Genomic DNA, 23,815 nt, shown 5'->3' with positions numbered 1-23,815 from the left:
ATGACCCTGACCAAGGCGGAACTCGCCGATCTGCTGTTCGAACAGGTCGGCCTGAACAAGCGTGAGGCCAAGGACATGGTCGAGGGCTTCTTCGAGGAAATCCGGACTGCTCTGGAGCGCGGCGACAGCGTCAAGCTGTCGGGCTTCGGCAACTTCCAGTTGCGCGACAAGCCTCAGCGCCCCGGGCGCAATCCCAAGACGGGCGAGGAAATTCCGATCACCGCGCGGCGTGTGGTCACTTTCCATGCCAGCCAGAAACTCAAGGCCGCGGTGGAGCGACTCAGCGATGCAAGCAAGCAGCCCTGAAATTCAGGATCAGGAACTGCCGCCGATTCCGGCAAAGCGCTATTTCACGATCGGAGAGGTGAGCGATCTGTGCTGCGTGAAGCCCCATGTGCTGCGTTACTGGGAGCAGGAATTCACCCAGCTGAAGCCCGTTAAGCGCGGTGGCAACCGGCGCTACTACCAGCATCACGAGGTGCTGCTGATCCGGCGTATCCGCCACCTGCTGTACCAGGAAGGCTTCACGATCTCTGGTGCACGCAACCGCCTCGGCGAATCGGCGATTCACGCTCAGGAAAGCGAGCTTGAGCTCGAGCGTTACAAGGCTTTGGTGCGGGATTTGCGGGTTGAAATCGTGCAGACGCTCGACCGCTTGCGTAACTGAAGCGTTTTTTACGTAGAACTGGTAAATCTGGAAACCGCTGCTATAATGGCGGCTTGTGTCGGGGCGTAGCGCAGCCTGGTAGCGCACTTGCATGGGGTGCAAGGGGTCGCGAGTTCGAATCCCGCCGCCCCGACCAATCGACAAAAGAACCGGCTCCGGCCGGTTTTTTGTTTTCTGCTGCGTATCAGGCACCCTCAAGACGGTGTGCTAACATCCCGCTTCCGGCCGTGTAACGGCCCCCGCATGGATCTCGAATGCGTATCCTGGTCAGCAACGACGACGGCTATTTCGCACCGGGGATCGCGGCGCTCGCCGAAGCGCTGTCGACGCTGGGTGAGGTGACCGTGGTCGCCCCCGAGCGCGATCGCAGCGGTGCGAGCAATTCGCTCACGCTCGATCGCCCGCTGTCGCTCAAGCGAACGTCCAACGGTTTCTATCATGTGAACGGCACGCCCACCGACTGCGTGCATCTCGCCGTCACCGGTATGCTCGACCACCTGCCCGACATGGTGGTTTCGGGAATCAATCACGGCGCGAACATGGGTGACGACACCGTCTATTCGGGCACCGTGGCCGCGGCCACGGAGGGCTTTCTGCTCGGAGTGCCTTCGATCGCGGTTTCCCTGGTGAGCAAGTCGGCAACCGATTTCACGGCCGCCGCACGCGTGGCACGCGACCTTGCCGAACGCTTCATGCGCAATCCCTTTCCGCAGCCGGTTCTGCTGAATGTGAACGTGCCCGATGTGGCGTACGAGCGCCTGCGTGGCGTGCGGGTGACGCGCCTGGGCAAACGGCACAAGGCCGAGCCCGTAGTGCGTAGCCAGACCCCGCGCGGCGAGACGGTTTACTGGATCGGCGCAGCGGGTGAGGCCGCCGATGCGGGAGAGGGCACCGACTTTCACGCGGTCGCCAACGGCGCTGTTTCGGTGACGCCGCTGCAGATCGATCTCACCCATACCGGCCTGGTCGCGCCGGTCTTCGACTGGCTCAAGCTCTGATGAACAGGACTGCAGACGCCGGTCAGGCCTCGCGCGCCCGCGCACGCATGGTCGAGCGCTTGCGCACTCAGGGCATCCGCGACGAGCGGGTGCTGTCCGCCATGCAGGCGGTGCCCCGGCACGCCTTCGTCGACGAGGGGCTGGGGTTCAGCGCTTATGACGATACGCCCTTGCCGATCGGATTCCAGCAGACGATCTCTCAGCCCTATGTCGTGGCCCGCATGATCGAGTTGCTGCGTGCGGGTCGCGAGCTGGGCCGCACGCTGGAGGTCGGCGCGGGCTGCGGCTACCAAGCTGCCGTGCTGTCGCTGCTGGCGACCGAAGTCTATGCCGTCGAACGTATTCGCGGGCTGCTCGACCGGGCGCGTTCGAACCTACGTCCATTGCGCTTGCCCAATGTACGGCTGAAACTTGCCGACGGTAACCTCGGTCTTCCGGAAGCGGCTCCGTTCGACAGCATCATCGTAGCCGCTGGTGCGGCGGGCCTGCCGCCTGCGCTCAAGCAACAGCTTGCGCCCGGCGGACGGCTGATCGTTCCGGTCGGTGGCGCCGATCAGCGCCTGCTGCTGGTCGAAAGACAGGGGAATGTGTTCCGGGAAAGCTGGTTCGAAGCGGTCCGCTTCGTGCCGCTGCTCGGTGGTACGGAATGAACGACGGTATTAACTGATGCAGATACGTGCAAGCTACTTGATTCTCTCTATGGTCACACTGCTCGGCGCGGGGTGCGCCTCGCAGGTGACCGCGCCGGTGCGCGACAGCAGTGGCCTGCCTTCCGCAACGGGGCCTGCCTCTTCGCCGGTGCCTGTGACCGGCTATCATGCGGTTCGCCAGGGCGACACCCTGCTCGGTATCGCCCGGCAGTACGGCGTGACCCTGCCCGACCTGGTCGCCTGGAACGGCGTTACCGATCCGAACCAGATCCAGGTTGGGCAGATGATCCGCGTCGCGCCCCCGGGAACTGCGACGGTCGCAATTGCTGCGCCGGGCGGCGCGGTGCAAACCACGCCCGTTCCTGTGCCCGGCGGTGAGTCAGCAGCGGTGCCGATCGTGCGCGAGCCTTTGGGAGGGCGCGCGCCGCTGACCGAGCCGATGGCCCCGGTGCCTGTGCCCACAGCGCCTGCAACGCCGCAGACGGCCGCACCCAGCGGGCAGTGGAAGTGGCCTTCGGGGGGCGCCGTAATCGCCGGATTCAACGAAGCCTCGAACAAGGGGCTGGACATCGGTGGGCAGGTCGGGGATCCGGTCTATGCAGCTGCGCCCGGCAAGGTCGTCTATGCAGGCAGCGGACTTCGCGGCTACGGAAAGCTGATTGTGATCAAGCATAATCAGGAGTACAACTCCGTTTACGCGCACAATGACAAATTGCTCGTGAAGGAAGACGACCAGGTCGAGCAGGGGCAGAAGATCGCAGAGCTTGGCAGTTCGGAAGCGGACCGTCCCAAGCTGCATTTCGAGATCCGCAAGCAAGGCAAGGCGGTCGACCCGTCGGGGTACTTGCCGGCACGATGACGGAGCAGGGGCATGGAAGAAGCGGGAAATCTCGATGAACTTGAGATACAGGAACCGGACCTTCCTCCTGAAGTCGAGGTTTTCGCCGCGCAGCCCCAGCCGGTCGTCGAGAATGATTTCTTCAGCGACGTCACCCAGCTCTACCTCAACGAGATCGGTGCAAACCCGCTGCTGACTGCAGAGGAAGAGCTTGCCATCGCCCGCCGTGTAAGCGCGGGCGACTTCGAGGCCCGGCAGACGATGATCGAGCGCAACCTGCGCCTGGTCGTCAATATCGCCAAGCACTACCTCAATCGCGGCATACCGCTGCTCGATCTGGTCGAGGAGGGTAATCTTGGCCTGATGCATGCGCTGGAGAAGTTCGACCCCGAGCGCGGCTTCCGTTTCTCCACCTATGCCACGTGGTGGATCCGCCAGAACATCGAGCGCGCGATCATGAACCAGTCGCGCACGATCCGGCTTCCGGTGCATGTGGTGAAGGAGCTCAACCAGGTACTGCGGGCACAGCGCAACCTCGAGGCCTGCGTGGGGAGTGATTCGACGCTCGAGACTGTCGCGAGGGAACTCGGTCGCCCGGTCGAGGATGTGCGCAGGCTTCTCGCGCTGAGCGAACACACGGCCTCGCTCGATGCGCCACTGGATATCGACCCGAGCCTTTCCATCGGCGAGTCGCTCGCCGACGACCATCAGCTCCCGGCCGATACCCAGATCCAGAACGCGGAGCTCGGCAAGCTCGTGCGCGAATGGCTCGGCATGCTGAGCGAGAAGCAGCGCATGGTCATTCGTCACCGCTACGGGATCGACGAGTGCGAGTTGCTGACACTGGAGGAGCTCGCCTCGCGCCTGGAACTCACGCGCGAGCGCGTGCGACAGATTCAGCTCGAGGCGCTTGGTCAGTTACGGCGCATCCTCAAGCGCCACGGCATCTCACGTGACGCGCTGCTGTAGGGGTGCAGGGCTGCGCCGACGGTGTCGTCCGGCTGCCCCGTTAGCGCTCAGCTGCGCTCCAGCGGGAACACGCGGAAGTAGAATTCCCTGCTCGCGTAGGCCATCACAGGCAGGGTCGCCAGCAGCAGCGGTAATACCAGCACGCTGAGCATGATCACCCCGGCGAGCACTAACGCCCAGCACATGACGACCCCGAAACGCCCGAACACCGCGCGTGCGCTTGCCACCACGCCCGAAACCAGTTGCGCCCGGCCATCGTAGATCAGCGGGATCGAGAATGCCGAAACCGTGAACAGGATGAACGCGAGCACCGCACCCATGATCGCACTCCAGGCAGCGTAATTGACCACCATGGCTTCGATGTTCAGCAGGCGCAGAAATCCGATCGGCTCGCTCCCCACCATGAAGCCGTACAGGATGCCTGCGTCGGTGATCCAGATCAGGAATAGCAGCCCGCACACGAAGGACACGACCCAGCCCCCCCGTGGCATGCGCCGAAAACCCTCCCAGATGTCGCTGAACACTGCGTGCCTGCCGTGGCGCAACTTGTCCGAAACCGCGAAGAAGCCGGCGAGCAGGATCGGTCCGACGAGCATGAAGCCGCCTGCGAGCGAGAGGCTCATCGGCGCGATCTCTCCGAACTCAAGAGCCGTGAACAGCGCAAGACCAATGGCGACGAAGAGCAGGGCGAAGCCCATGCTCAGCAAGGGAATGCTGCGGAACTGATCGAAGCCGAAGCGTAACGCGGAACCGATGTCGGAGAGCGAGATCGGGGCAGGGCGCAGGTCGGCGTCGCGCAGTTCGGAGCTGTGTTGGGGGCCGGACATGGCTGGGATCGTCCTTCAGCGGCGTTCGGCGCGTATGGCCTCGACCCGCTTGCGCAGGCGCAGTGCTTCCGCAAGCTCGAACACCGACATGGCGTAGAAACTGCTGCGATTGTAGCGTGTGATGACGTAAAAGTTGCGGTAGCCGAGCCAGTACTCCGTATCCTCGCCCGGCGTCGCGAGGTCGACCAGCGTGGCGACTGCGGCGGGCGCCTCGCCGCTCAGGGCGCGGATGCCTTGCCCGAGAAGGACGTCCGGTGCGAGCGCAGGTTCGATTCCGGCAGCCACCAGCGTGGCGGCATCGGCTGTGGCAGGTACCTCAGCGCGCTCGGCTACAGGGGCGCCCGCTTGCCAGCCGTGAACATGCAGGTAATGGGCGACGCTGCCGATCGCGTCGATCGCATCGGACTCGAAGTCGATGCGCCCGTTGGCGTCGAAGTCCACCGCATACGCCCGTATGCTGCTGGGCAAAAACTGTGGGAAACCGAGTGCGCCCGCGAAGGATCCGGTGTAGCTCGACGGGTCGCGACCCTGCTCGCGGGCGAGCAGGAAAAGTGCTTCGAGCTCGCGGCGGAAAAGCTCGGCGCGGGGCGGGTAGTCGAACGCGAGCGTTGCAAGTGCGGACAGGGTTTCGAAATTGCCGGTATTGCGGCCGTAGAGGGTCTCCACACCGATGATTGCCACGATGACTTCGGCTGGAACGCCATACGCCTGCTCGGCGCGTTCGAGTTCGACCGCATGTTCGTGCCAGAAGCGCATGCCGCCGTCGATGCGTGCCGGGTCCAGAAAGCGGGCGCGATAGTTCTGCCAGGAGCGCGCGCCCTTGCGTGTGGGCGGGGTGATGAGTCGGATCACGGTTGCGTCGTGCCGCGCGTTCTGGAGGCTGCGCAGGAGCTCTGCCGGATCGAAGGCGTGACGCTCGGCCATGTCTGCGATGAAGGCGCGGGCATCGTCATGGTCTGCGTAGGAGGCATGGGCGGGTGCTGCAAGGACCGTGAGCGTCAGCCCCGCGCAGATCCCCGCTAGCAACCTGCAGAGTCGCCCGGACCAGGATGCGCGTGTGGCAGCAGCAGAGCGCAGTGCGCAAGAGGCGGCGTGAGCGGGATGAGCGTTCATTGGATCTGTATTCCGTCGATACGTTTGTTCAGGGCCCGGATCTCCGCATCCGGACGGCGCCGCCCGTAGCGCAGTTCCGCATAGCTGCTGCAGATGGCCAGAAGCGCCGGGGCCTGATCTGGCAAGGCCTCGGCCAGCCGTCTGCCGTATGCCTCCGGGCCTTCCCAGGGGTGGCGAGCCAGATCAGCGCGTGCGAGTCGTGCGCTGAAGCGGTCCCATGCGATGAGCAGAGGGTCCTTGGGCTGGTTCGACCGTTTCGCCCAGAGATAGAGCCCGATGAAGATGGCGAGGCCGGCGCCGGCAAGCAGGGCGATGAGGCTGGCTATACCGTTTCCCGCGAGCCCGAGCCGTTCCAGGAGCGCACGCTGGCGTTCCGGATTGTATCCAAGAACGCGCTGGTTCCACGCATTCGAGAGCGCCTCCCACTGATGGCGCAGGTCGCGCAGCCAGTGCATGTTGGCCCGCATCAGCAGGGGCAGGTCCGCGTCCTGGGCGAGGGCCTCCGCCAGTCCGTCCTCAATCCGCTCCGGGGCGGCGAGGGCCGTGGGGTCGACCCGTAGCCAGCCCCGGTCAGCGAGCCAGACCTCGGCCCAGGCATGTGCGTCGGACTGGCGTACGACCAGATAGCCGTCGATCGGGTTGAGCTCTCCCCCTTGGTAGCCGGTGACGACGCGGGCAGGAACGCCGGCGGCACGCATCATCACCACGAAGGCGGAGGCGAAGTGTTCGCAGAAGCCGCGCCGGGTGTCGAACAGGAATTCGTCGTTGGGGTGCTCTCCGAGAGGCGGCGGGCGCAGGGTGTAGCGGTACTGTTGCGCGCGCAGGTATGCGGTGACGCGATCCAGGATCTCTGCGTGCGATCGCGCACCGTCGGCCAGTTCGCGGGCCAGCGTGGTTGTGCGCGGGTTGCTTGCGGGGGGGAGCTGGATTGCGGCAGCGAGGGTGGTGGCGTTCTCGTCAAGCCCGATCTTCGATTCCGGCCAAGCGCTCAGGTTGAAACGACTGCGGGTCTGTATGGGCCGCAGCGCCAAGGCGTGATGGTCGCTCGCATGTCGGATCGCGGGGCTTGCCGGTCCCGGGTAGTCGAGTGCGAGCAGCCAGCGCCGGTTGTGCGCTTCGAGCGTGAGTTCGTAGTCGATGCGCGGTCCGGTCACCGTGTATAAAGGGGTATCGGATTCACGGAATGGACGGGCACGCCAGGTACGTCCGTCGAAGTCCGTGAGTACCGGACCGCGCCAGTAGCGCTGCCCTTGCAGTGGAGCGTCCCCCTCGAACCGGGCGCGAAACGCAATTGCCGATGACAGCCCCAGTTCGCTGATCGAGCCTGGCGTCATGGTGTCCGACAGCCCGGTGCGCGCACTGAACGCGTCGGCCGGCAGGCCCCACAGCGGCCCCTGAATGCGAGGAAAGAGCAGGAACAGCGCCAGCATGAACGGGATGCCCTGCATCAGCAGGGTGGCTGCCGTGCGCAGTTGGCTGCCGAAGCGCCCGGCCGGGTCGCTCAGTGCCACCAGGGCGCCGAGGGTGAGCAGTGTTCCGCATAGCGCCAGTGTCGCGATGGGAAGGGACTGGTCTTCGAGGAAGATCGAAAGCTGAAGAAAGAGGCAGAGCAGAACCGCGGAGCGGATATCGCGCGCCGCTCGTGTTTCGAGCAGTTTGAGGCCGAGGAGCAGGGCGAGCAGGGCGACGCCTGGGTCTTTGCCGAAGAACTGTCCGAACTCGGTGCGCACGCCAACCGCCACGGCGAGGGTGATGCACAGCAGCAGCAGACGGTGAGGGGGGCGGCTGCCCCGCCACAACAGCAGGCCGCGCCAGGCCAGCAGCAGCATACACAGCGCACTGACCCAGCCGGGCAGCCACATCGCGTGCGGGGCGGCTGTAAGGGCGGCTGCAGCCAGCAGCCAGGTGCCCTGGCGGCGGTCCAGCGCCGGCAGCAGGCGTTCGCTATCGTTGCCGGCCTGTTGCCGCCCCTTGCGCCATGGCAGGCTGATCATGCACCACCTCCTTCATGGCCGAACGTGGCGAGTTGTTCGAGGCAACGGTCCCGATGCGCACGTCCCCGCTCGCATCCGGTACGCAAGCCGGGCAGCACGAGTGCGTAACGCCGTCCGTCCGCTTCAGCCTGCAGGATCCAGGCGCACAGGCGCGACAAGCGCTGCTCGACATCGAGCCCGGTGCCGGTGGCATCCCAGTCGAGCACGAGGTCGCGACCCGAGGCGGCTGCGTACTGCTTGGTGAGCATCGGCCCGCCGCGTGCGAGCACCTTCCAGGCAACATGCCGTGGTGAGTCCGCGCTGCGGTGAGCACGCAGACCGGCGAAATCGTCGTCACCTTCGGCAAGGGAAGGGCGGCCACCGTCGAGTGCCTCTCCGGATCCGGGAAGTTCCGGCGGATCGGGCTCGGGGGCAGGGAACACCAGGCAGCGGGCCTCGGGGACGAACACGCTCCAGGCCCGGATCAGACCGAGCGGCCAGTGAGTGTCGAGTACGGTGCGCCCGATCGCCAGCCAGCCCCGGTGCGTGGTCGGGCAGGGCAGGTCGACTTTGTCCTCGGTCTCCGCTCCGAGCGCGAACTGCGTTGCCTGACCCCTAGCAAGAAGTCGTAGTGCGGGGCGTCGGCGGGGCCGCTCGTTGGTCACCAGCAGGCGGAACACCGCTGTGTCGCCGCAGAACACCGGTTCGTTCCGAGCGGGGCGTATCGAGAGGCCGAACAGATTCCGGAACGCATGCAGGATGCTCGCTGCCGCTGCGCCACCGAGCAGGAACACGAGTCCGTAGCCGAGGCTGAGATTGTAGTTGATCGATGCGATGAGCATCACCAGCAGGGCTGTAGCGAACGCGAACCCGGCACGCGCCGGGAAGACGAAGATGCGCCGCTGCACAAGCCGGATCGGCGCAGGCTCCGGGCCGTCGATGCGGAACAGCCAGCGTTCGGCCGTCTTGCGCAGACGGCGCCAGAGTGCAGCGGGATTCATCAGCGCAGGGTGACGGATTGCATCAGCCTGGCGAGGGCGGCGGGCGGAATGGGGCGGCGGTCGGCGGCGAGATGCAGACGGTGCGCGGCGACATGCGGGAACAGGGTCTGCACGTCCTCGGGCAGGACATGGTCGCGCCCATCCAGCAGCGCCCAGGCTCGCGCGGCGGCGAGCAGTCCGAGCCCGGCGCGGGGGCTTAGTCCGGCCGCAAGCTCGGGGTTGCTTCGGGTGGCGCCGAGCAGGGCCTGGAGATAGTCGATCAGTGCGTCGGCGACGTGGATCTCCTGCGCTGCCATCTGAAGTTCGAGGATTTCCTCGGGTCGGGACACGGGCGCCTGGCGCTCGAGCAGGATGCGGCGATCCTCGCCCTGCAGCAACGCACGCTCTGCCTTGCGGTCGGGGTAGCCGAGGTGCATGCGCAGCAGGAAACGGTCGAGCTGGCTCTCGGGAAGCGGGAAAGTGCCGATCTGGTGAGCGGGGTTCTGTGTCGCAATGACGAAGAAGGGTTCGGAGAGCGGGAATGTCTCGCCGTCGGCGGTCACCTGGCGCTCCTCCATTGCCTCGAGCAGTGCGCTCTGGGTCTTGGGGGTGGCGCGGTTGATCTCGTCGGCGAGGATCAGTTGGGCGAACACCGGGCCGGGGTGAAAGCGGAACGCACTCGTTTCGCGATCGAAGATGGATACGCCGAGGATGTCCGCCGGCAGCAGGTCGCTGGTGAACTGGATGCGCTGGAACTGCAGCCCCATCAGGCGCGCGAGCACCTGGGCGAGGGTGGTCTTGCCGACGCCCGGGACGTCCTCGATCAGCAGGTGTCCGCGTGCGATCAGGCAGGTGAGGGCAAGGCGCAGTTCGCGCTGCTTGCCGAGAATGATCCTTCCTGCAGCTTCCAGGAGGCGGTTTGCATGATGAACGGGCATCTCGGGCGCACTGTGAAATTGGCTTGGAAGCGGTGATAATAGACCACAAAGGTTGCCGGGCCGGATGATGCACGTCACGCCGACCGGTTCGGAAAAGGTCGCAGGCACGCCCGCAAGAGGCGATGTCGACCATTTGCGAGGGGAGAGGGAGAAGTATGACCACGACGGCATTCATCACGCACCGCGATTGCTGGCTGCACGACATGGGATCGATGCACCCGGAGTGCCCAGACCGGCTTTCGGCGATCAATGATCGCCTCATCGCCTCCGGGCTGGACATGTACATCTCCTTCTATGACGCGCCCGAAGCGCAGCGCGAACACATCGAGCGCGTTCATCCGAAGGACTATGTCGACAACCTTTTCGACAACGTGCCCGAACACGGTATCCGCCATCTGGACCCCGATACGGCGATGAGCCCCGGCACCATGAAGGCCGCGCTGCGTTCAGCGGGCGCGGGCGTTCATGCCACCGACCTCGTCATGAAGGGCGAGATCGAGAACGCTTTCTGCGCGGTGCGTCCCCCCGGTCACCATGCCGAGCGTTCGAAGGCGATGGGTTTCTGTTTCATGAACAACGTCGCCATCGCGGCGCGCCACGCGCTCGAGGCCCATGGGCTGGAACGCGTGGCGGTCGTCGATTTCGACGTTCACCATGGCAATGGAACCGAAGACATCTTCCGCGACGATCCGCGCGTGATGATGGCCGGCATCTTCCAGCACCCGTTCTATCCATACTGCGGAACGGACAACCCGCCGCCGCACATGTGCAACGTGCCTTTGCCCGCGGGCACACGGGGTGACGCCTTCCGGCAGGTCTTCGGAGACATCGTCATCCCGGCGCTACGCGCGCACAACCCGCAGATGATCTTCATCTCCGCGGGGTTCGATGCACATTACGAGGACGACATGGGCTCGCTTGGCCTGCTCGAGGCCGACTACGTCTGGGCCACCGAGCAGATCAAGGACGTGGCCGCCGACTGCAGCCACAAGCGCATCGTGTCGATCCTGGAGGGCGGCTACTCCCTGTCCTCGCTCGCGCGCTCGGTCGTGGCGCACGTCAAGGCGCTTGCCGACCTTTGAGGCGCCCTATCCGGCGAACTGTTTGCCTGCCTGTGCGGGCGCGAGAAATCGCGCCCGCACAGGCCTCACTACTGGCCGCGCGTACGCGATCGGTTAGAATCCGAACTTTACCCAACAGCCCGACGCCATGATTACCGGATCGCTTGTCGCCATCGTCACCCCCATGCAGGACGACGGCAGCCTGGATTTTCCCCGCCTGCGCAGCCTCATCGACTGGCACGTCGCCGAAGGGACGGACGGCATCGTCATCGTCGGCACCACCGGCGAGTCACCCACCGTCGATGTCGATGAGCACTGCGAGCTCATCCGCGTCGCCGTCGAGCATGTCGCCGGCCGCGTGCCGGTGATCGCCGGGACCGGCGCCAACTCCACTGCGGAGGCGGTCGAACTGGCCCGCTTCGCAAGTCAGGCAGGCGCCGACGCACACCTGTCGGTCGTGCCGTATTACAACAAGCCGACGCAGGAAGGCCTGTATCGTCACTACCGTACGATCGCAGAGGCGGTGGATCTGCCGCTCATCCTCTACAACGTGCCTGGCCGCACCGTTGCCGATCTTGGCAACGACACCGTGCTGCGCCTGGCGGAGATCCCCAACATCGTTGGCTTGAAGGATGCTACGGGCAGCCTGGACCGCGCATGCGATCTGGTCGAGCGTGTTCCCGCGGGCTTCGGACTGTACAGTGGCGACGACATGAGCTCGGCGGCCTTCCTGATGCTCGGCGGGCATGGCGTGATCTCGGTGACGGCCAACGTCGCCCCGCGCGCAATGCATGCGCTGTGCGCCGCAGCGGCTGCCGGGGACATGCGTACCCTGCGTGAAACCAACGCCACGCTGACCGGTCTGCATCGGGACCTTTTCTGCGAGGCCAACCCGATCCCGGTCAAGTGGGCCGTGGCCCGCATGGGCCTGATCGGCGACGGCATCCGGTTGCCGCTCACCCAGCTCTCCGACGCGTACCACGAGCGCGTGCTCAAGGCCATGCGCAAGGCTGGCATCCAGGTCTGACCCGAAACTCTTCGCCCAGGTATTCCATGAACCGTTCCACGCGCACCTCCCTGTCACTGATCGCGTTGTCCCTGGCGCTCGGTGGTTGTTCCGGCTCACTGCTCGAGTCCAAGCGTATCGATTACAAGAGCGCCCGGAAGCTTGAGCGTCCGCTCGAGATCCCGCCCGACCTCACCGCGCCGCGCCGGGATGACCGCTTTGCCGTCCCCGACGTGGCGCCGCGCGGCGTTGCCACCTATTCGGCCTATGCAGCCGATCGCGCTGGTCAGCCTGCGGTGAGCAGCGGCGGTGGTGATGTCCTGGTCGCCTCCGAAACGATGCGCATCGAGCGCGCAGGCAGCCAGCGCTGGCTCGTTGTGAGCGGCACCCCAGACGATCTGTGGCCGCAGATCAAGGACTTCTGGCTGGAGCTTGGCTTCATCCTCAACGTCGACAGTCCCGAGATCGGAGTCATGGAGACGGACTGGGCGGAGGACCGCGCGAAGATCCCGCAGGATTTCGTCCGCTCAACGCTCGGCAAGGTGCTTGACGGCCTGTTCTCCACGCCCGAGCGCGACAAGTTCCGCACCCGCCTCGAGCAGGGCAAGGAGCCCGGAACGGTCGAGGTGTACATCAGCCACCGCGGCATGATGGAGATCTACCCGACCGAGGCCAAGGACAGCACGATTTGGCAACCCCGTCCGGCCGATCCCGAGCTTGAAGCCGAGATGCTGCGCCGGTTGATGGTCCGCCTCGGCGCAGAAGAGGCGCGTGCGGTCGCGGAGCTTTCTGCTCCGCAGACGGCCGAACGCGCGCAGATCGTGACTGCTCCGGATGGTCGTGCGGCGCTTTTGATTGAAGAGCCCTTCGATCGTGCCTGGCGTCGTGTCGGATTGGCGCTGGATCGGATCGGCTTCACGGTCGAGGACCGTGATCGCACCGAGGGTCTGTATTTCGTCCGCTATGTCGACCCCGAAGCTGACAACCGCAATCCGGAGAAGGGTTTCCTGTCTCGCCTCGCGTTCTGGCGCAGCGACGACAAGCCTGTAGTCGGGGGCAGTGAATACCGCCTGCAGGTTCAAGGGCAAGGCGATACCGCGCGCGTCAACGTCCTCACGCGCGAGGGGGGTGAAGACGACTCCGAAACGGCGCGGCGCATGCTTCGCTTGTTGCACGAGCAGTTGCGCTGATCGGCAGGATCCAGACACAAAAAAGCCGGCATTCGCCGGCTTTTTTGTTCGGGCCGAAACGCTACTGCTGCTTTTCCGCAGACTCCTTGGCGGCGCCAACGGCGGCCTCGGCTGCAGCCTTGGCGGCTGCCGCGGCGTCGGCGGCTTCGTCCTTGAGCGCTTCCGCGCCTTCCTTCACGGCTTCGACGGCTGCTGCGGTCTCTTCCTTGACCGCATCCACCACGGCAGCGCCGTTCTCCTTGGCGGCCTCGACCGCGGCATCTGCCTTGGCCGCGGCGTCACTGGCGGCTTCGCGGCTGGCTTCGGCAGCCGCGGCGGCCTCTTCCTTCACCGCCTGTGTGCCGGCAGCGGCTGCATCCTTGGCGGCTTCGACGGCTTGCGCTGCAGACTCCTTGGCCTGTTCCTGTGCGCTCGGCGCTTGCGCGGCGGGCTTCTCTTCCTGCTTGCTGCACGCCGAAACGGCAATGGCGACGAGTGCGGCGACGAGGAGGGGGTGTTTCATGAGGATGTCCTTTCTTCTGTTTCGGGGTTTGCTCGGCATTCCGAGCGCGCCGCGCGGCAATGGACACGCGACGCGACAGCGGAGCTTGCGAAAAGCATGTTAACACGCGCGCTGGGCGCCCCCCGCCCTGCCAGGCCTGCCTCGGGCATCCAGCGCATGGATGAATGGTAAGAAAGCGTTGCACCGGGCTTTAGCAGGGTTTGCAGCGATCTCTTCAGGGGCGGCAGCGCGCGCGTTAGAATCGCGCTCCTCCCTCCAAGTCCCAGCAAGATCATGCCCATCGCCACGACACAATCCCTGGATCACGAAGGCCGTGGCATCGCGCGGGTCGATGGCAAGGCGGTGTTCATCGAGGGCGCGCTGCCGGGCGAGCGCGTCGAGTACACGGTGCGTCGTGCGCGGCCGAACTACGAGCAGGGCGATACGGTCCGGGTGCTCAAGGCCAGCGCCCAGCGTGTCGCCCCCCGGTGTTCGCACTACGGAGTCTGCGGCGGATGTTCGATGCAGCATCTGGATGAGGATGCCCAGGCTGCGGTCAAGCAGCGCATTCTCGAAGACGCGCTGTGGCACCTCGGCAAGCTGCGCCCGGGCGTGATCCTGCCTGCCATCCACGGACCCGCCTGGGGCTATCGTTATCGCGCGCGCCTGGGCGTTCGTGTCGTCCCCAGCAAGGGCGGGCTGCGCATCGGCTTCCACGAGCGTCGTTCGAGCTACATCGTGGATATGCGCGAGTGTCCGGTGCTGCCTGCGCGTGTTTCGGCGATGCTGCCCCGGCTGCGCGACATGCTTGCCGGCCTCTCGATCGCCGACCGGCTGCCGCAAGTAGAGATTGCGATCGGCGATGGCGACGTTGCCGTGTTCGTGTTCCGTAACCTGCAGCCGCTCTCGCGCGCGGATGAGAAGCGCATCTCAGCCTTTGCCGATGCGGAGGATATCCAGGCCTGGTTTCAGCCGGGGGGGCCGGAAACGGCTACGCCGCTACATCCCCTGGAAGCGCCGGCGCTTGCTTACACGCTGCCGGAGTTCAACGTTCGCATGGACTTCCGGCCGACGGATTTCACCCAGGTGAATGTGCATGTGAACCGGCTCCTGATCCGGCGTTCGATGCAACTGCTTGATCCCCGGCCGGGGGAGCGCATCGGGGACCTGTTCTGCGGCCTGGGCAATTTCAGCCTGCCGATCGCACGGCGCGGGGCGTATGTCGTGGGGGTGGAGGGTAGTGATGCCCTGGTTGCGCGCGCACTCGAGAACGCACGCTGCAATGGACTGGAATCCCTGGCCGAGTTTCATGCGGCCAACCTCTTCGAGGCGACCGAGGACAGTCTCGCGGCCTTGGGGGCGCTGGATAAGCTGCTGATCGATCCACCCCGTGAGGGTGCAATTGCCGTAGTGAAGGCGATCGGCGTTCAGGTGCCGGCACGCATCGTTTACGTTTCCTGCAATCCGGCAACTCTCGCGCGCGATGCCGCCGTACTGGTGCACGAAAAGGGCTATGCCCTGCGTGCAGCGGGGATCGCGAACATGTTTCCGCAGACTTCGCACGTCGAGTCGGTGGCTCTGTTCGAGCGGATCTGAATGCAGGCCCGAGCCGCTCCGGGCGTGGGCATCGCGGTTGCTGGTGCTATAATGCGCGCCCTTGCGGAGGCGTGGCAGAGCGGTTGAATGCAACGGTCTTGAAAACCGTCAGGGGTTTGCGCCCCTCGTGAGTTCGAATCTCACCGCCTCCGCCAGATGCGCCTTGAAGCCCTTGAAACCAAAGGGCTTTTTTGTTTTCTGAGCGGTGCGTTACCGTTTGTGTAACCACTCGGCACGGGCTACCACGAGAGAAAAACGAAGCCCCCGCAAGCATCACGCAGGCACCCTCAGCGTGCCGCGCGTGACACTTTTCACCCATGCGCCGCCGACAAGCGACAAAAGCGACGAAACCGACTTCGCGCTCGTGACCTACGCTGCCTCGTCGCGCTCGTTTGCTGATCTCCGCAGGAATCAAAACGGGCGAAACCCGCATAGCGCAAGGCTATTGCGAGCGGTCAATTTGATTGTTTTCAAAAAGAGGGGATTTTTCTGCGCGTGCGATGCCGAGCGGATTACAGCCGGTCAGGGTTCCAGACTTTTGCACCTGCTACCCCGTCAGCAGCGAAAGCTCTGCGAGGATGCGTTCGCGCTTTGGAATCAAGATCGGTAGCTGGTGATTGCCCCATGGCGACGGGTGCGCGGTGTGTCTGCTGATCTTCGCCTCCACGTCCGCCAGCCTGCCCCGTAATCGGTCGATAGCGACTTCCTGAGCGCGCCGGCAGGGGATGCCGCAGTAATCGCGCCTGCGACCGCGTGCGGGCTGTTCTAGGGGCTTTCCGCAGACTCTGCAATTCTCCGTCATCGGGGGAATCCTCCGGGGAATCGACCTAAAAAGAACACGTTTAGCGCAAGAGACCTAACCGCGCGGTTTCCGGTCCGAAGGTCGGCGACTTAGCGACCGCGTACCCCTTCAGCCTTCGCTGGTAGGCTGCCAGCACCGTGTCACGATCCACGCCGGCCAGCCCGCACAAGCGTTGCAGCATCGGCCCAGGTCGGTTCAGCTCGAGGTGCGCTTCCTCCCGGTAGCCATGCCGATCCGGGCCAAGTCGCTGGAAGTCGAGCGCGTCCTCGATCAGTTGCGCCACGACCGCGAGCCATAGGCTTATCTCGGGGGCGATGGCCTCCATGCTCAGCACAGCGTTACCTGCTGAAGTGATTGCGCCGGGACTGCCAGACGCCAGCCCGGAACGGTCGAAGCTCGCGCGGCTCGACTGTGCGCAGATCGGTCGTGAGGATATTCACGTTCGGGCCTGTGATGCGCCACGCATGCGCGCCTGCCGGCTCGATGCTCAGACCTTCCTTTCGGGCGATGTCGCGGATAAGTTCGCGGTGTTCGGCAGCGGTTCTCATGGCGTCGATCTCCAAATGGAAATGCCGGCCACGCCTAGGAAGGGCTGCCGGCTGTCGGGGTTTTGCATGATCGTGGCACTCACCGACTGATCCACGTCCGATCATTCGCTTACGCGCCCCATCGGCGGGGGACTGTGCCCGGATTGCTCCGGGTTCCAGAAGTTATGCCTTCGGGGTGACGAGTCGCGCTGCACCGACCGAGCGGAACACGGGGATGATTCGGGTCTCGGCCAGCAGGGTCACAAGGTTCTGCGTGAATTGATCGCCGGTATAACCAACGGTCACTTCGTACTGATCGACCACGCGGGCGTCGATCTGCCCCGAGTCCAGCACCAGACACTTACCTGCGGTCACGCTCGGACTGAGCGCAATCCGCATCCCGCGCAGGGTCTCGGGGAGCGGTGCCAGGTAGGAGCCGCTGTAGTAGTCGCCGGTGGTGGCATTCTTCGCCGTGGTGACTGCCAGCCAATCCGCAGGACTGATGCCGATCACATCGGGGCGGAACCCTGCCGTCATCATGGTTGCAGCGGCCTCGCTTGCCGCATCCCACAGGTCGCCATAGATCAGCGAGGTGTGCGCCGTTGCCAGGCTCAGCAGACCAGCCCAGACCGGGTTGACGTTGCCGCCGCACATCGTGGCGTCCATCGCCTTTTCGATCTCTCGGGCCAGGGTGATATCGACCGCCTGCATCAGCTCAGCCGAATCGTTCATCGCCTGTTTCGAAACCACGGTCCAGCCTGCAACCGTCAATGCCGCCTGAGTAACAGCGGTGTGCGTCGGACGGACGGCGGGTTTATCTGCACCCTCGCCGGCCTGTACGCCTGCCGCACCTTCGATGCCGGTGAAGCGGTGGTATTCGAGCGCAGAGATACCGTTTGCCGGGTCACGTCGCAGCGCGGCCTGGATGCCGTAGGGCATTTGGGTCGGTGCGCCGACGCCGCCGCTTACGATCACGCGACCGCTTGCGCTGGTGACCGCATCGCCGGCTGCCTTGCACTCGAATCGCAGGCTGCGAGTCTTTTGCAGAAGGTCGGCATTTGCCTCGATCTGCTTGACGACTTGCGCGCCCAGGCTGCTGCCCTTGGTGGCGAAACCTTCGGCGGGGTTGCCCGGTTGCCGTGCGCCGCGCTGTTTCAGTTGCAGGATTTCGTCTTGCAGCTCGCGCTGCTTGGTTTCGAGTTGATCATGCGAGCGGCGGAACTTGCTCTCGATGATGTCGAGACCTTGATTGATCTGTTCGATCGGGGTCGTAGCCATTTTCAGTGTCCTTTATTCAGTTCGCGCTGGCGGAATTGCTCAGCGACGAGTAAGCGGGCAAACGTGCGGGGCGTCCCCTTCGCGCGCAGCTCGCGCTCCAATTGCCTTTTCGCAAGAGCAATCCGCATCGCCTCGGCATCCCGTCGATTCGTGCGTTTCGCCACCCACAGACCTACATCCCGTAGTGCCTTGGCAAGCAAGCGTGCAATTGAAGAATTCGTGTTCATCATTTGATTGTACCTGTATGTATTAACAGTGTGTTAGTGCTGTCGATTCCAGTGCTTCAACCTGCCGAAAAACCACATCCGCGTCGCCACGCCTTCAGGGCTTGGCGCCTCGGGTCGGCTCGCAGCAATCTCGACCGCATCGCCTTCTTCCTCGGTCGGTTCCAACAACAGGCGCATGGTCGGTTCCTCGCCGGCCAGGATCATTTCCAGCTTCAGGCGGGCATGACCGCACTGAATCAGCTCTAGCGCGACTTGCTCGGCTTCCTGTGAATGCGCGCGGAACCGCTGGAAAAGTTCGCTGGCGAGTTCCTGAGCGGCGACGGTGGTGCGGATCATTGCTTGCATGGCGCGGACTCCAAATGCTCGATAACAACGATGTGCGGGACGTAGTGCCGGAATACGATGGCGGTCAATAGCGGGTGCCACGATGCGGACTTCATAGACCGTCCTCCAGCGGCTCGGCTGCCACGCAGGCGACGTGCTCGCCCAAAACGCGCGACAGCGGGACGCGCCATTGATACTTGACGACGGTCGGCGAGCGGTCGCGCCAATGGATCAACCATCGTGCGGACGTGCGCAGACTTTGTGCTGCCAATGCCGCGCGGATCGCGGCGGGGGTCGGGGTCGTGCGTCGTTTCATTCGCTCACCTCCCATTCGCCGCAGCTTTCGCCGCGATCAGCGGGCAATCTGCGCAGCGGGTGTGAAGGGCCATAGGCCGGCGCCAAGTCAGCACGCTGGATGCAGTAGCCATCAGCGAGGCCGGGCCGGCGCAGGAACCTGCAATTCGCGCATCCGACCGTAAGCCATCGGTCCGGGTCCGCAGTCACCGCGCCTTCAATACCCTTCATCGCATCCGCTGCCGTGCCTGGTGGCGATAGCCAGACTTCGCGGGGGTCGCCGTCCGCTAACCGGACGAGCCAGCGATATGCGCGAACCGCTTTCCCTTCGCCGTGCGCTGGCGAAAGCGGCGAAAGCGGCGAATCGTCAGCAATGGCGAGGGTTTCAGCTTGGCGAAGATTTGGCGAATCGTGGCGAACGGATGGCGAATCGCCGCCGATCAGGTCCGCGATCAGGTCTCTAACGCTCATGGCTGCACCTCCACCGCTTGCCAGTCGGAACCAAGGCGCTCGATAACGCCGACTTGCTCAAGAACTGCCAGCGCCGTGTCTCGCCTCGACTTGGAACGGGTTGCGCGGGGGCCAATCCTAAGGATCGCCGTCTCGCTTGTTTTCATGCCGTCTAGCTTTACGATCCATTCGAGCAGGTGCAAAGCATGCGCATGCGTTTCGGCTTGCTCACGGTCTCCGAAGATTGAGCGCCAAGTATCCAGGCTGTAGCTAACAAGCCGGATCGCGTTTCGCATTGCCTCCAGGTCGATAAGGTCGCGCCCGCCGATCACCGCAAGCACGCCAGCGACTCGAAAGACATGCTCAGTTGCTCGAACCGCAAAGGGCTTGATCGTCGCCAATTCGCCGCGCTCCGACTTCGCGGCAATCTCCATGCGTTCGAAGAATTTGCACGCGAGGCTTTCGGCCTCGGTTGTCGCCTCGATTACAGGAAGGTCCGAGCATTCCTCGCCTAGCGGACGGTCGAGCAGTCGCTCGCACAAGCTCCAGAAGCCACGAATGCGACCATCGTGTTCTGCATGAAATGGGAGTGCCTTTCGAGGTGCGGCGGGGGCCGGCCATGCGATCAGGAATCGCGGCCAGAATCCGATACCTGCCATCAGCGGGTCATGCAATGCCGACCTTGCCGCCTCGGGTTGAATCAGCCAGTGCAGCGAAAGGCGCCGCCCATATAGCTGAATCCGCCCCGTAAGCGAGCGGCTTACGCTCACCTCGCCGTCATCCCATAGGGCATTAAAGGTGCCGCATGTTTTGGCGCGGTTATCGGGTGTCATGCCGTAACCCGAAACCATGATCGCCGCCTCTGAGGTGAATACTCCTTGGCTTGGCATCCCATGCTGAAACCCGGCGCGAATGCCCTCTACCGTTCCATCTCGCATGATCCTGTAAGGCGGACGCCCCACCTCCACGTCGAGCGGCTCGCCCTTCTTGCGGCTCGCCTTCGCGCGTTGGTATTCCTCGATCTGTTGCCGGTGCGCTTCAGCCTCCTCGCGCTGGCGGTCTCGGATTGGCTTCATGGCTACGCCCTCGGCAGTGCTCTTGCCGTCGCCGCTGTCGGCGATGGTGAATCCGTAGATGCTCAAGGGCTTGATGCCGGCCAGTGTGCGAACGTCCGCGCAGGACTGAGCCAGTAGCGCAGAGGTGGCGAGCAGGCTTTGCCCTGCCATCGCTGAGGCCATTTGTCCGCCTTCTGCAATCGCCTCGCAGGCCGGCGCGAGCGGTCCAAGTGCATCAGTCGGATAATCGAGCGCGGCGAGCGGTTGAACGTCCAGGCGGGCGCGAGCTATCTCAAGGATCACGCCCGGGGATGCTTTCGCCTTTCTTCGCCGCCCTTCGCCATCTTTTCGCCACGCTGTATCCCTTGCTTCGCTTGGGGTTTCGCCGCCTTCGCCGGACTCGCACAGCTTCGCCCACACATCATCCATTTCTGCGGTGTCGTTCATTGCGCCACCCCCCATGCGGTCGTGATGCGCTGGCGTGCGATGCGCTCGCGCTCGATGTCGGCGGGGCTGATTGGCTTGCCTTGCGCGCGGTCGGCGGCGATCACCCAACAGATCACCAGCTCGCGGACCAGCGCGGCATTTAGTGCGCGCTGAGATACGCCGGGGGCTGCCGATTTGGGGGCTTTGCCATCAGCGAAAAATTCATGCGCCTGCATTCCGAGTGCCGCGCGGATCTCGTCAAAAGTGCATCCAGCGCGGCAGATCAAAAGCACGCGGTCGCCTGCGTCGGTGATGTCGAGGCTCGGGGTGCGGTCGTCATGCGCGGGGCAGCACGCGCGGTACGAGTCAGGCTTGGTCTGACGGACTTTTTCGAGCCGGTCGAGGATGGGACTGACGTTCATCGCGCCACCCCGCCAATCAGTGCAACGAGGGCGGCGGCGATAATCCACGCAGCGGGCGATGCGGTAGAATTGCGCTCAGTGGTTTTCGCTTGGGGCGCGGCCTTATCGGGGCTTGCGCCCATTTCTTTTGCGCGGCCGGCGTCCTCGGCATGGTGCCGATGTTGATATGTGGTCATGGTCGGCCCCCTTACGCAGACAGCGCACGGCGGATATCGCCAGCGAGCCAGAAATTATGCGTGGGGCCGAGTTTTCGAGGCTTGGGGAGAATGCCCTTATCGATCCAGCGGTAGAGCGTTGCGCGGCTCTTGCCGGTGATCGCCTTCAGTGCAGCGATGTCGATATGAGTGGCATCTGATACGCGGTCGAAGTGCTCGACCACGAAGGGGATGGCGGCTTTCTGATCCATGTTCGCCTCTTGGCGTGAATTGAGACGACATGAATTAGATTGCACGTTTGCAGCACGGTGGTGTGGTCGCGCCCCCCGAAGGTGTCGAGATAGTCCTCGGTCGTCTTCGCCGTCGCCGTCGCCATCGCTGCCTTCATCCGACGCGGCCACCTCCGGAGCCGCAGAAGGGTTCGAGGATGCGCCTGTGTCCTGGCAGTCAATATCGAGAGTCGCAGCAGTGCCGCCTCCGATATTTTCACCGCCAGCGAGATTTGCCTCATTGGTGATCTTCATGCGGTCAATGACTGCATCGCGGGATCGGCGCACGGCACTTCTGATGTTCGCAATGCGCTGTCCGCAATCGCCTTCGAGCACATGCCGCATATAGTCCAGATACGATTTCATTTCGCGTTTCGTCCTATCGGATTGCAGTAAATCGCGCTGCATTGAGACAGCGCGGATTTACTTATAGCCGATGGCAGTCGGTGGCGAAAGTGGTTATGCGGATTTGCGAGGCCGGCGCTTTGCAGCAGCGACGAATTGCCGGAATTGATGATCTTGGCCAGCAAATGCGGCCTTGTTGATCTTCATCGGCGCAGTGCGGGTGAGGGTCATCAGGCGCAGCAGGATGCCTTCCACTTCCTTCATGGTCTCGGGGCTGTAGCGGTATTCGTCGGCCTCGTCGCACATATTGAAGGTGCGGCAGATTGCGCCGAAGGCCATCTGATAATGCTGCTCGGCGCGATCGCGTGCGCGGCGCTCTAGTTCGCGGTCGTAGTCGGTGGCGATAGAATCGAAGGTAGCCATGATGTGAGTTCTCTTCACGTTGTGGTCAGGGCTGGCGGCGGTGGTCTAGACCGTTGCCGGCTCGCTTTGCCTGATAACCGATCAGGCGGCGGTCTTGCTCGTGATCGGCACGACGTTTGCGGCCGGCTTCGTGGTGCAGTAGGTCGCCCAATCGGCCATTAGAGCGCGGCGCTTGTCGAGTAGATCGCCCCTTCGGTATGCGGCCTCCACCGCGTTGCCGACCGTATGCGCGAGGGCTTGCTCTGCAACGATGTTGGGGTAGTGCGTTTCCTCCGCGCACCAATCCCTGAAAGTGCTGCGGAATCCATGAACCGTCAGCTCGGGGTGGCCTAGGCGGCGCAGTACCATCGTCATCGCCATGTTGGAAAGCGGCCGGCCTTCACGCGCACCAGGGAAAACATAGCCTTCGCCCTTGATGCCTTGCAGCAGCTTCAGCACCTCATCCGACAGCGGGACGCGATGCGGCCGGCCTGCCTTCATGCGCTCGCCCGGAATTGTCCACAGCCTGTTGTCGAGGTCGAACTCCGACCAGTCAGCGAGTAGTACCTCCGACGTGCGGCAGGCCGTCAGGATCGTTATCTGCAACGCGACCGACGACAGCGAATCCCGGTCTTCAGTCAGGCGCTTGTAGAAGGCTGGCAGCTCTCGATAGTCCATCGCCGCGTGGTGGCCCTTGCTGGCCTTCGTGCGCTTGGGAAGCAGCTTATCCAAGTGCCCACGCCATGCGGCCGGGTTCGCAGCGGTGGACAGCCCCTTTGCGCGGCCGGCGTCGATTACAAGCTCGATCCTGTTGCGCAGGCGGCTCGCCGTCTCGGGCTTCTCGGTCCACAGCTTCTTGAGGATGCCGAGCACGTCCTCCGTGCTGATCTCGGCAATCGGCTTGTCGCCTATCTTGGGGAAGGCGTATTGCGCGAGGGTGTTCTCCCATTGCTGGCCGTGCTTGGCGTTGCGCCAGCCCGGACGATGATCCGCTATGTACTCGGTCGCAAGCTCTCGAAACGTCGTTGCCTTCGCCTTCACGGCGGTCTGCTCGGCTTCCTTCACTTCGAGCGGGTCGATACCTTGCTTGACCTGCTTGCGGGCGTCTGCGGCCTTCTCGCGTGCCTCAGCGAGTCCGACGTTTGCGCAGGAGCCGAGTCCCATCATCCGGCGCTTGCCGTTGATCTGATAGCGGTACTGCCACGAGGCCGAGCCCGTCGTGCCGATCTTCAGATACAGCCCGTCGTCGTCGGCGTACGCCCCCGGCTTGCCCTCGCGTATCATCTTGTCCACTTGCTTGGATGTGAATCCCACTTGTCCGCCCTCCTGGCGTGTAACCATCCGTGTAACCACTTAGCAGTGGATTAGGACGATACGCTTTGAGACAGTACAAGGCAAGGAATGGCGAGAAAACTGATTCACAACAGATGGTTAGAGGGTAGTTTATGTGTCTCGGCTTGTCTCAATTTTGCTCAACGTGGCGGTCACCGCCTCCGCCATCCTCGCGCCCGACCCGCCGCTCGGCGGCATTCTCCTCGAGAGGGGCCAGTCT

The 23,815-nt window shown here is 64.0% G+C and carries 28 protein-coding genes and 2 tRNA genes; 13 read left to right on the top strand and 17 right to left on the bottom strand.

Going from position 1 to position 23,815, the window contains the following annotated elements:
- The 7 genes from ACNKW1_RS02450 (at position 1) to rpoS (ending at position 4,122) form a co-directional block, all read left to right on the top strand.
- Positions 1-306 (top strand): integration host factor subunit alpha, encoded by a 306-nt coding sequence (locus ACNKW1_RS02450; RefSeq protein WP_418363008.1) that lies wholly within the window; start codon positions 1-3, stop codon positions 304-306.
- Positions 287-667, top strand: coding sequence for a MerR family transcriptional regulator (locus ACNKW1_RS02445; RefSeq protein WP_418363007.1), 381 nt, complete (start codon positions 287-289; stop codon positions 665-667). Before ACNKW1_RS02450 ends, ACNKW1_RS02445 begins: the two co-directional genes overlap by 20 nt.
- 59 nt (positions 668-726) lie before the next feature.
- Positions 727-803, top strand: a tRNA-Pro gene (locus ACNKW1_RS02440).
- A 118-nt stretch (positions 804-921) separates the two neighbouring features.
- Positions 922-1,665, top strand: a complete 744-nt coding sequence (gene surE, locus ACNKW1_RS02435) for a 5'/3'-nucleotidase SurE (RefSeq protein ID WP_418363006.1) — start codon at positions 922-924, stop codon at positions 1,663-1,665.
- A complete protein-coding gene (locus tag ACNKW1_RS02430) occupies positions 1,665-2,315 on the top strand; it encodes a protein-L-isoaspartate(D-aspartate) O-methyltransferase (protein ID WP_418363005.1) in 651 nt (216 codons plus the stop codon). Before surE ends, ACNKW1_RS02430 begins: the two co-directional genes overlap by 1 nt.
- 16 nt (positions 2,316-2,331) lie before the next feature.
- Positions 2,332-3,174, top strand: coding sequence for a peptidoglycan DD-metalloendopeptidase family protein (locus ACNKW1_RS02425; protein ID WP_418363004.1), 843 nt, complete (start codon positions 2,332-2,334; stop codon positions 3,172-3,174).
- A 12-nt stretch (positions 3,175-3,186) separates the two neighbouring features.
- A complete protein-coding gene (gene rpoS, locus ACNKW1_RS02420; protein WP_418363003.1) occupies positions 3,187-4,122 on the top strand; it encodes an RNA polymerase sigma factor RpoS in 936 nt (311 codons plus the stop codon).
- Between the two features lie 47 nt (positions 4,123-4,169).
- On the opposite strand, the gene ACNKW1_RS02415 is transcribed toward rpoS, so the two are convergent.
- Genes ACNKW1_RS02415 through ACNKW1_RS02395 form a run of 5 tightly spaced genes read right to left on the bottom strand, consistent with a single transcriptional unit; the run spans position 4,170 to position 9,953 of the window.
- The gene (locus ACNKW1_RS02415; protein WP_418363002.1) at positions 4,170-4,949 is read right to left on the bottom strand and encodes a DUF2189 domain-containing protein; all 780 of its coding nucleotides are present in this window, start codon (positions 4,947-4,949) and stop codon (positions 4,170-4,172) included.
- 15 nt (positions 4,950-4,964) lie between these two features.
- A complete protein-coding gene (mltB, locus tag ACNKW1_RS02410) occupies positions 4,965-6,062 on the bottom strand; it encodes a lytic murein transglycosylase B (RefSeq protein WP_418363001.1) in 1,098 nt (365 codons plus the stop codon).
- The gene (locus ACNKW1_RS02405) at positions 6,059-8,056 is read right to left on the bottom strand and encodes a transglutaminase TgpA family protein (protein ID WP_418363000.1); all 1,998 of its coding nucleotides are present in this window, start codon (positions 8,054-8,056) and stop codon (positions 6,059-6,061) included. Before ACNKW1_RS02405 ends, mltB begins: the two co-directional genes overlap by 4 nt.
- Positions 8,053-9,036: a DUF58 domain-containing protein gene (locus tag ACNKW1_RS02400; protein WP_418362999.1), complete on the bottom strand. Its 984-nt coding sequence runs from the start codon at positions 9,034-9,036 to the stop codon at positions 8,053-8,055. The genes ACNKW1_RS02405 and ACNKW1_RS02400 overlap by 4 nt, the downstream gene beginning before the upstream one ends.
- Positions 9,036-9,953 carry an AAA family ATPase gene (locus tag ACNKW1_RS02395; protein ID WP_418362998.1) on the bottom strand — a complete coding sequence of 306 codons (918 nt, stop codon included), beginning with the start codon at positions 9,951-9,953 and terminating at the stop codon, positions 9,036-9,038. Before ACNKW1_RS02395 ends, ACNKW1_RS02400 begins: the two co-directional genes overlap by 1 nt.
- Before the next feature lie 155 nt (positions 9,954-10,108).
- Here ACNKW1_RS02395 and ACNKW1_RS02390 point away from each other — a divergent pair, with 155 nt between their 5' ends.
- The 3 genes from ACNKW1_RS02390 to bamC all read left to right on the top strand — a co-directional run bounded on the left by ACNKW1_RS02390 (position 10,109) and on the right by bamC (position 13,210).
- A complete protein-coding gene (locus ACNKW1_RS02390) occupies positions 10,109-11,035 on the top strand; it encodes a histone deacetylase family protein (protein ID WP_418362997.1) in 927 nt (308 codons plus the stop codon).
- 127 nt (positions 11,036-11,162) lie between these two features.
- Positions 11,163-12,041 carry a 4-hydroxy-tetrahydrodipicolinate synthase gene (dapA, locus tag ACNKW1_RS02385; protein ID WP_418362996.1) on the top strand — a complete coding sequence of 293 codons (879 nt, stop codon included), beginning with the start codon at positions 11,163-11,165 and terminating at the stop codon, positions 12,039-12,041.
- Positions 12,042-12,067: 26 nt separating this feature from the next.
- Positions 12,068-13,210, top strand: coding sequence for an outer membrane protein assembly factor BamC (bamC, locus tag ACNKW1_RS02380; protein ID WP_418362995.1), 1,143 nt, complete (start codon positions 12,068-12,070; stop codon positions 13,208-13,210).
- A 61-nt stretch (positions 13,211-13,271) separates the two neighbouring features.
- Here bamC and ACNKW1_RS02375 read toward each other — a convergent pair whose 3' ends face one another.
- Positions 13,272-13,712 (bottom strand): hypothetical protein, encoded by a 441-nt coding sequence (locus ACNKW1_RS02375; protein WP_418362994.1) that lies wholly within the window; start codon positions 13,710-13,712, stop codon positions 13,272-13,274.
- Between the two features lie 273 nt (positions 13,713-13,985).
- Between ACNKW1_RS02375 and rlmD the strand changes: the two genes are divergently transcribed.
- Together rlmD and ACNKW1_RS02365 are read left to right on the top strand one after the other, a co-directional pair.
- Entirely contained in the window at positions 13,986-15,287 is a 1,302-nt protein-coding gene (gene rlmD, locus ACNKW1_RS02370; RefSeq protein WP_418362993.1) for a 23S rRNA (uracil(1939)-C(5))-methyltransferase RlmD, read from the top strand.
- Positions 15,288-15,352: 65 nt separating this feature from the next.
- Positions 15,353-15,442, top strand: a tRNA-Ser gene (locus ACNKW1_RS02365).
- A 687-nt stretch (positions 15,443-16,129) separates the two neighbouring features.
- Here the strand turns inward: ACNKW1_RS02365 and ACNKW1_RS02360 are convergent.
- Positions 16,130-16,414 (bottom strand): hypothetical protein, encoded by a 285-nt coding sequence (locus ACNKW1_RS02360; RefSeq protein ID WP_418362992.1) that lies wholly within the window; start codon positions 16,412-16,414, stop codon positions 16,130-16,132.
- Between ACNKW1_RS02360 and ACNKW1_RS02355 the strand changes: the two genes are divergently transcribed.
- The gene (locus ACNKW1_RS02355; protein ID WP_418362991.1) at positions 16,413-16,727 is read left to right on the top strand and encodes a hypothetical protein; all 315 of its coding nucleotides are present in this window, start codon (positions 16,413-16,415) and stop codon (positions 16,725-16,727) included. The genes ACNKW1_RS02360 and ACNKW1_RS02355 overlap by 2 nt on opposite strands.
- Positions 16,728-16,799: 72 nt before the next feature.
- Here the strand turns inward: ACNKW1_RS02355 and ACNKW1_RS02350 are convergent, their stop codons facing one another.
- The 10 genes from ACNKW1_RS02350 to ACNKW1_RS02305 all read right to left on the bottom strand — a co-directional run bounded on the left by ACNKW1_RS02350 (position 16,800) and on the right by ACNKW1_RS02305 (position 23,577).
- A complete protein-coding gene (locus ACNKW1_RS02350) occupies positions 16,800-17,894 on the bottom strand; it encodes a phage major capsid protein (RefSeq protein ID WP_418362990.1) in 1,095 nt (364 codons plus the stop codon).
- 2 nt (positions 17,895-17,896) lie between these two features.
- Complete coding sequence (locus ACNKW1_RS02345) at positions 17,897-18,124, bottom strand: hypothetical protein (protein WP_418362989.1); 228 nt, start codon at positions 18,122-18,124, stop codon at positions 17,897-17,899.
- Between the two features lie 30 nt (positions 18,125-18,154).
- Positions 18,155-18,466 carry a hypothetical protein gene (locus ACNKW1_RS02340; RefSeq protein WP_418362988.1) on the bottom strand — a complete coding sequence of 104 codons (312 nt, stop codon included), beginning with the start codon at positions 18,464-18,466 and terminating at the stop codon, positions 18,155-18,157.
- A gap of 91 nt (positions 18,467-18,557) precedes the next feature.
- Positions 18,558-18,761: a hypothetical protein gene (locus tag ACNKW1_RS02335; RefSeq protein ID WP_418362987.1), complete on the bottom strand. Its 204-nt coding sequence runs from the start codon at positions 18,759-18,761 to the stop codon at positions 18,558-18,560.
- On the bottom strand, positions 18,758-19,210 hold the full coding sequence (locus ACNKW1_RS02330; protein ID WP_418362986.1) for a hypothetical protein: 453 nt from the start codon (positions 19,208-19,210) through the stop codon (positions 18,758-18,760). The genes ACNKW1_RS02335 and ACNKW1_RS02330 overlap by 4 nt, the downstream gene beginning before the upstream one ends.
- A complete protein-coding gene (locus ACNKW1_RS02325; RefSeq protein ID WP_418362985.1) occupies positions 19,207-20,691 on the bottom strand; it encodes a DUF3987 domain-containing protein in 1,485 nt (494 codons plus the stop codon). Before ACNKW1_RS02325 ends, ACNKW1_RS02330 begins: the two co-directional genes overlap by 4 nt.
- A complete protein-coding gene (locus tag ACNKW1_RS02320) occupies positions 20,688-21,092 on the bottom strand; it encodes a hypothetical protein (RefSeq protein WP_418362984.1) in 405 nt (134 codons plus the stop codon). The genes ACNKW1_RS02325 and ACNKW1_RS02320 overlap by 4 nt, the downstream gene beginning before the upstream one ends.
- A 187-nt stretch (positions 21,093-21,279) precedes the next feature.
- Positions 21,280-21,882: a helix-turn-helix transcriptional regulator gene (locus ACNKW1_RS02315; RefSeq protein WP_418362983.1), complete on the bottom strand. Its 603-nt coding sequence runs from the start codon at positions 21,880-21,882 to the stop codon at positions 21,280-21,282.
- A gap of 93 nt (positions 21,883-21,975) precedes the next feature.
- Positions 21,976-22,284: a hypothetical protein gene (locus tag ACNKW1_RS02310; protein WP_418362982.1), complete on the bottom strand. Its 309-nt coding sequence runs from the start codon at positions 22,282-22,284 to the stop codon at positions 21,976-21,978.
- Between the two features lie 81 nt (positions 22,285-22,365).
- Entirely contained in the window at positions 22,366-23,577 is a 1,212-nt protein-coding gene (locus ACNKW1_RS02305) for a tyrosine-type recombinase/integrase (RefSeq protein WP_418362981.1), read from the bottom strand.
- Between the last annotated feature and the right edge of the window lie 238 nt (positions 23,578-23,815).

Source organism: Thauera sp. WH-2, from assembly GCF_048321015.1.
Lineage (GTDB): Bacteria > Pseudomonadota > Gammaproteobacteria > Burkholderiales > Rhodocyclaceae > Thauera.
Note: the sequence above shows the minus strand (reverse complement) of the source record. Positions and strands in the feature narration are given on the sequence as shown.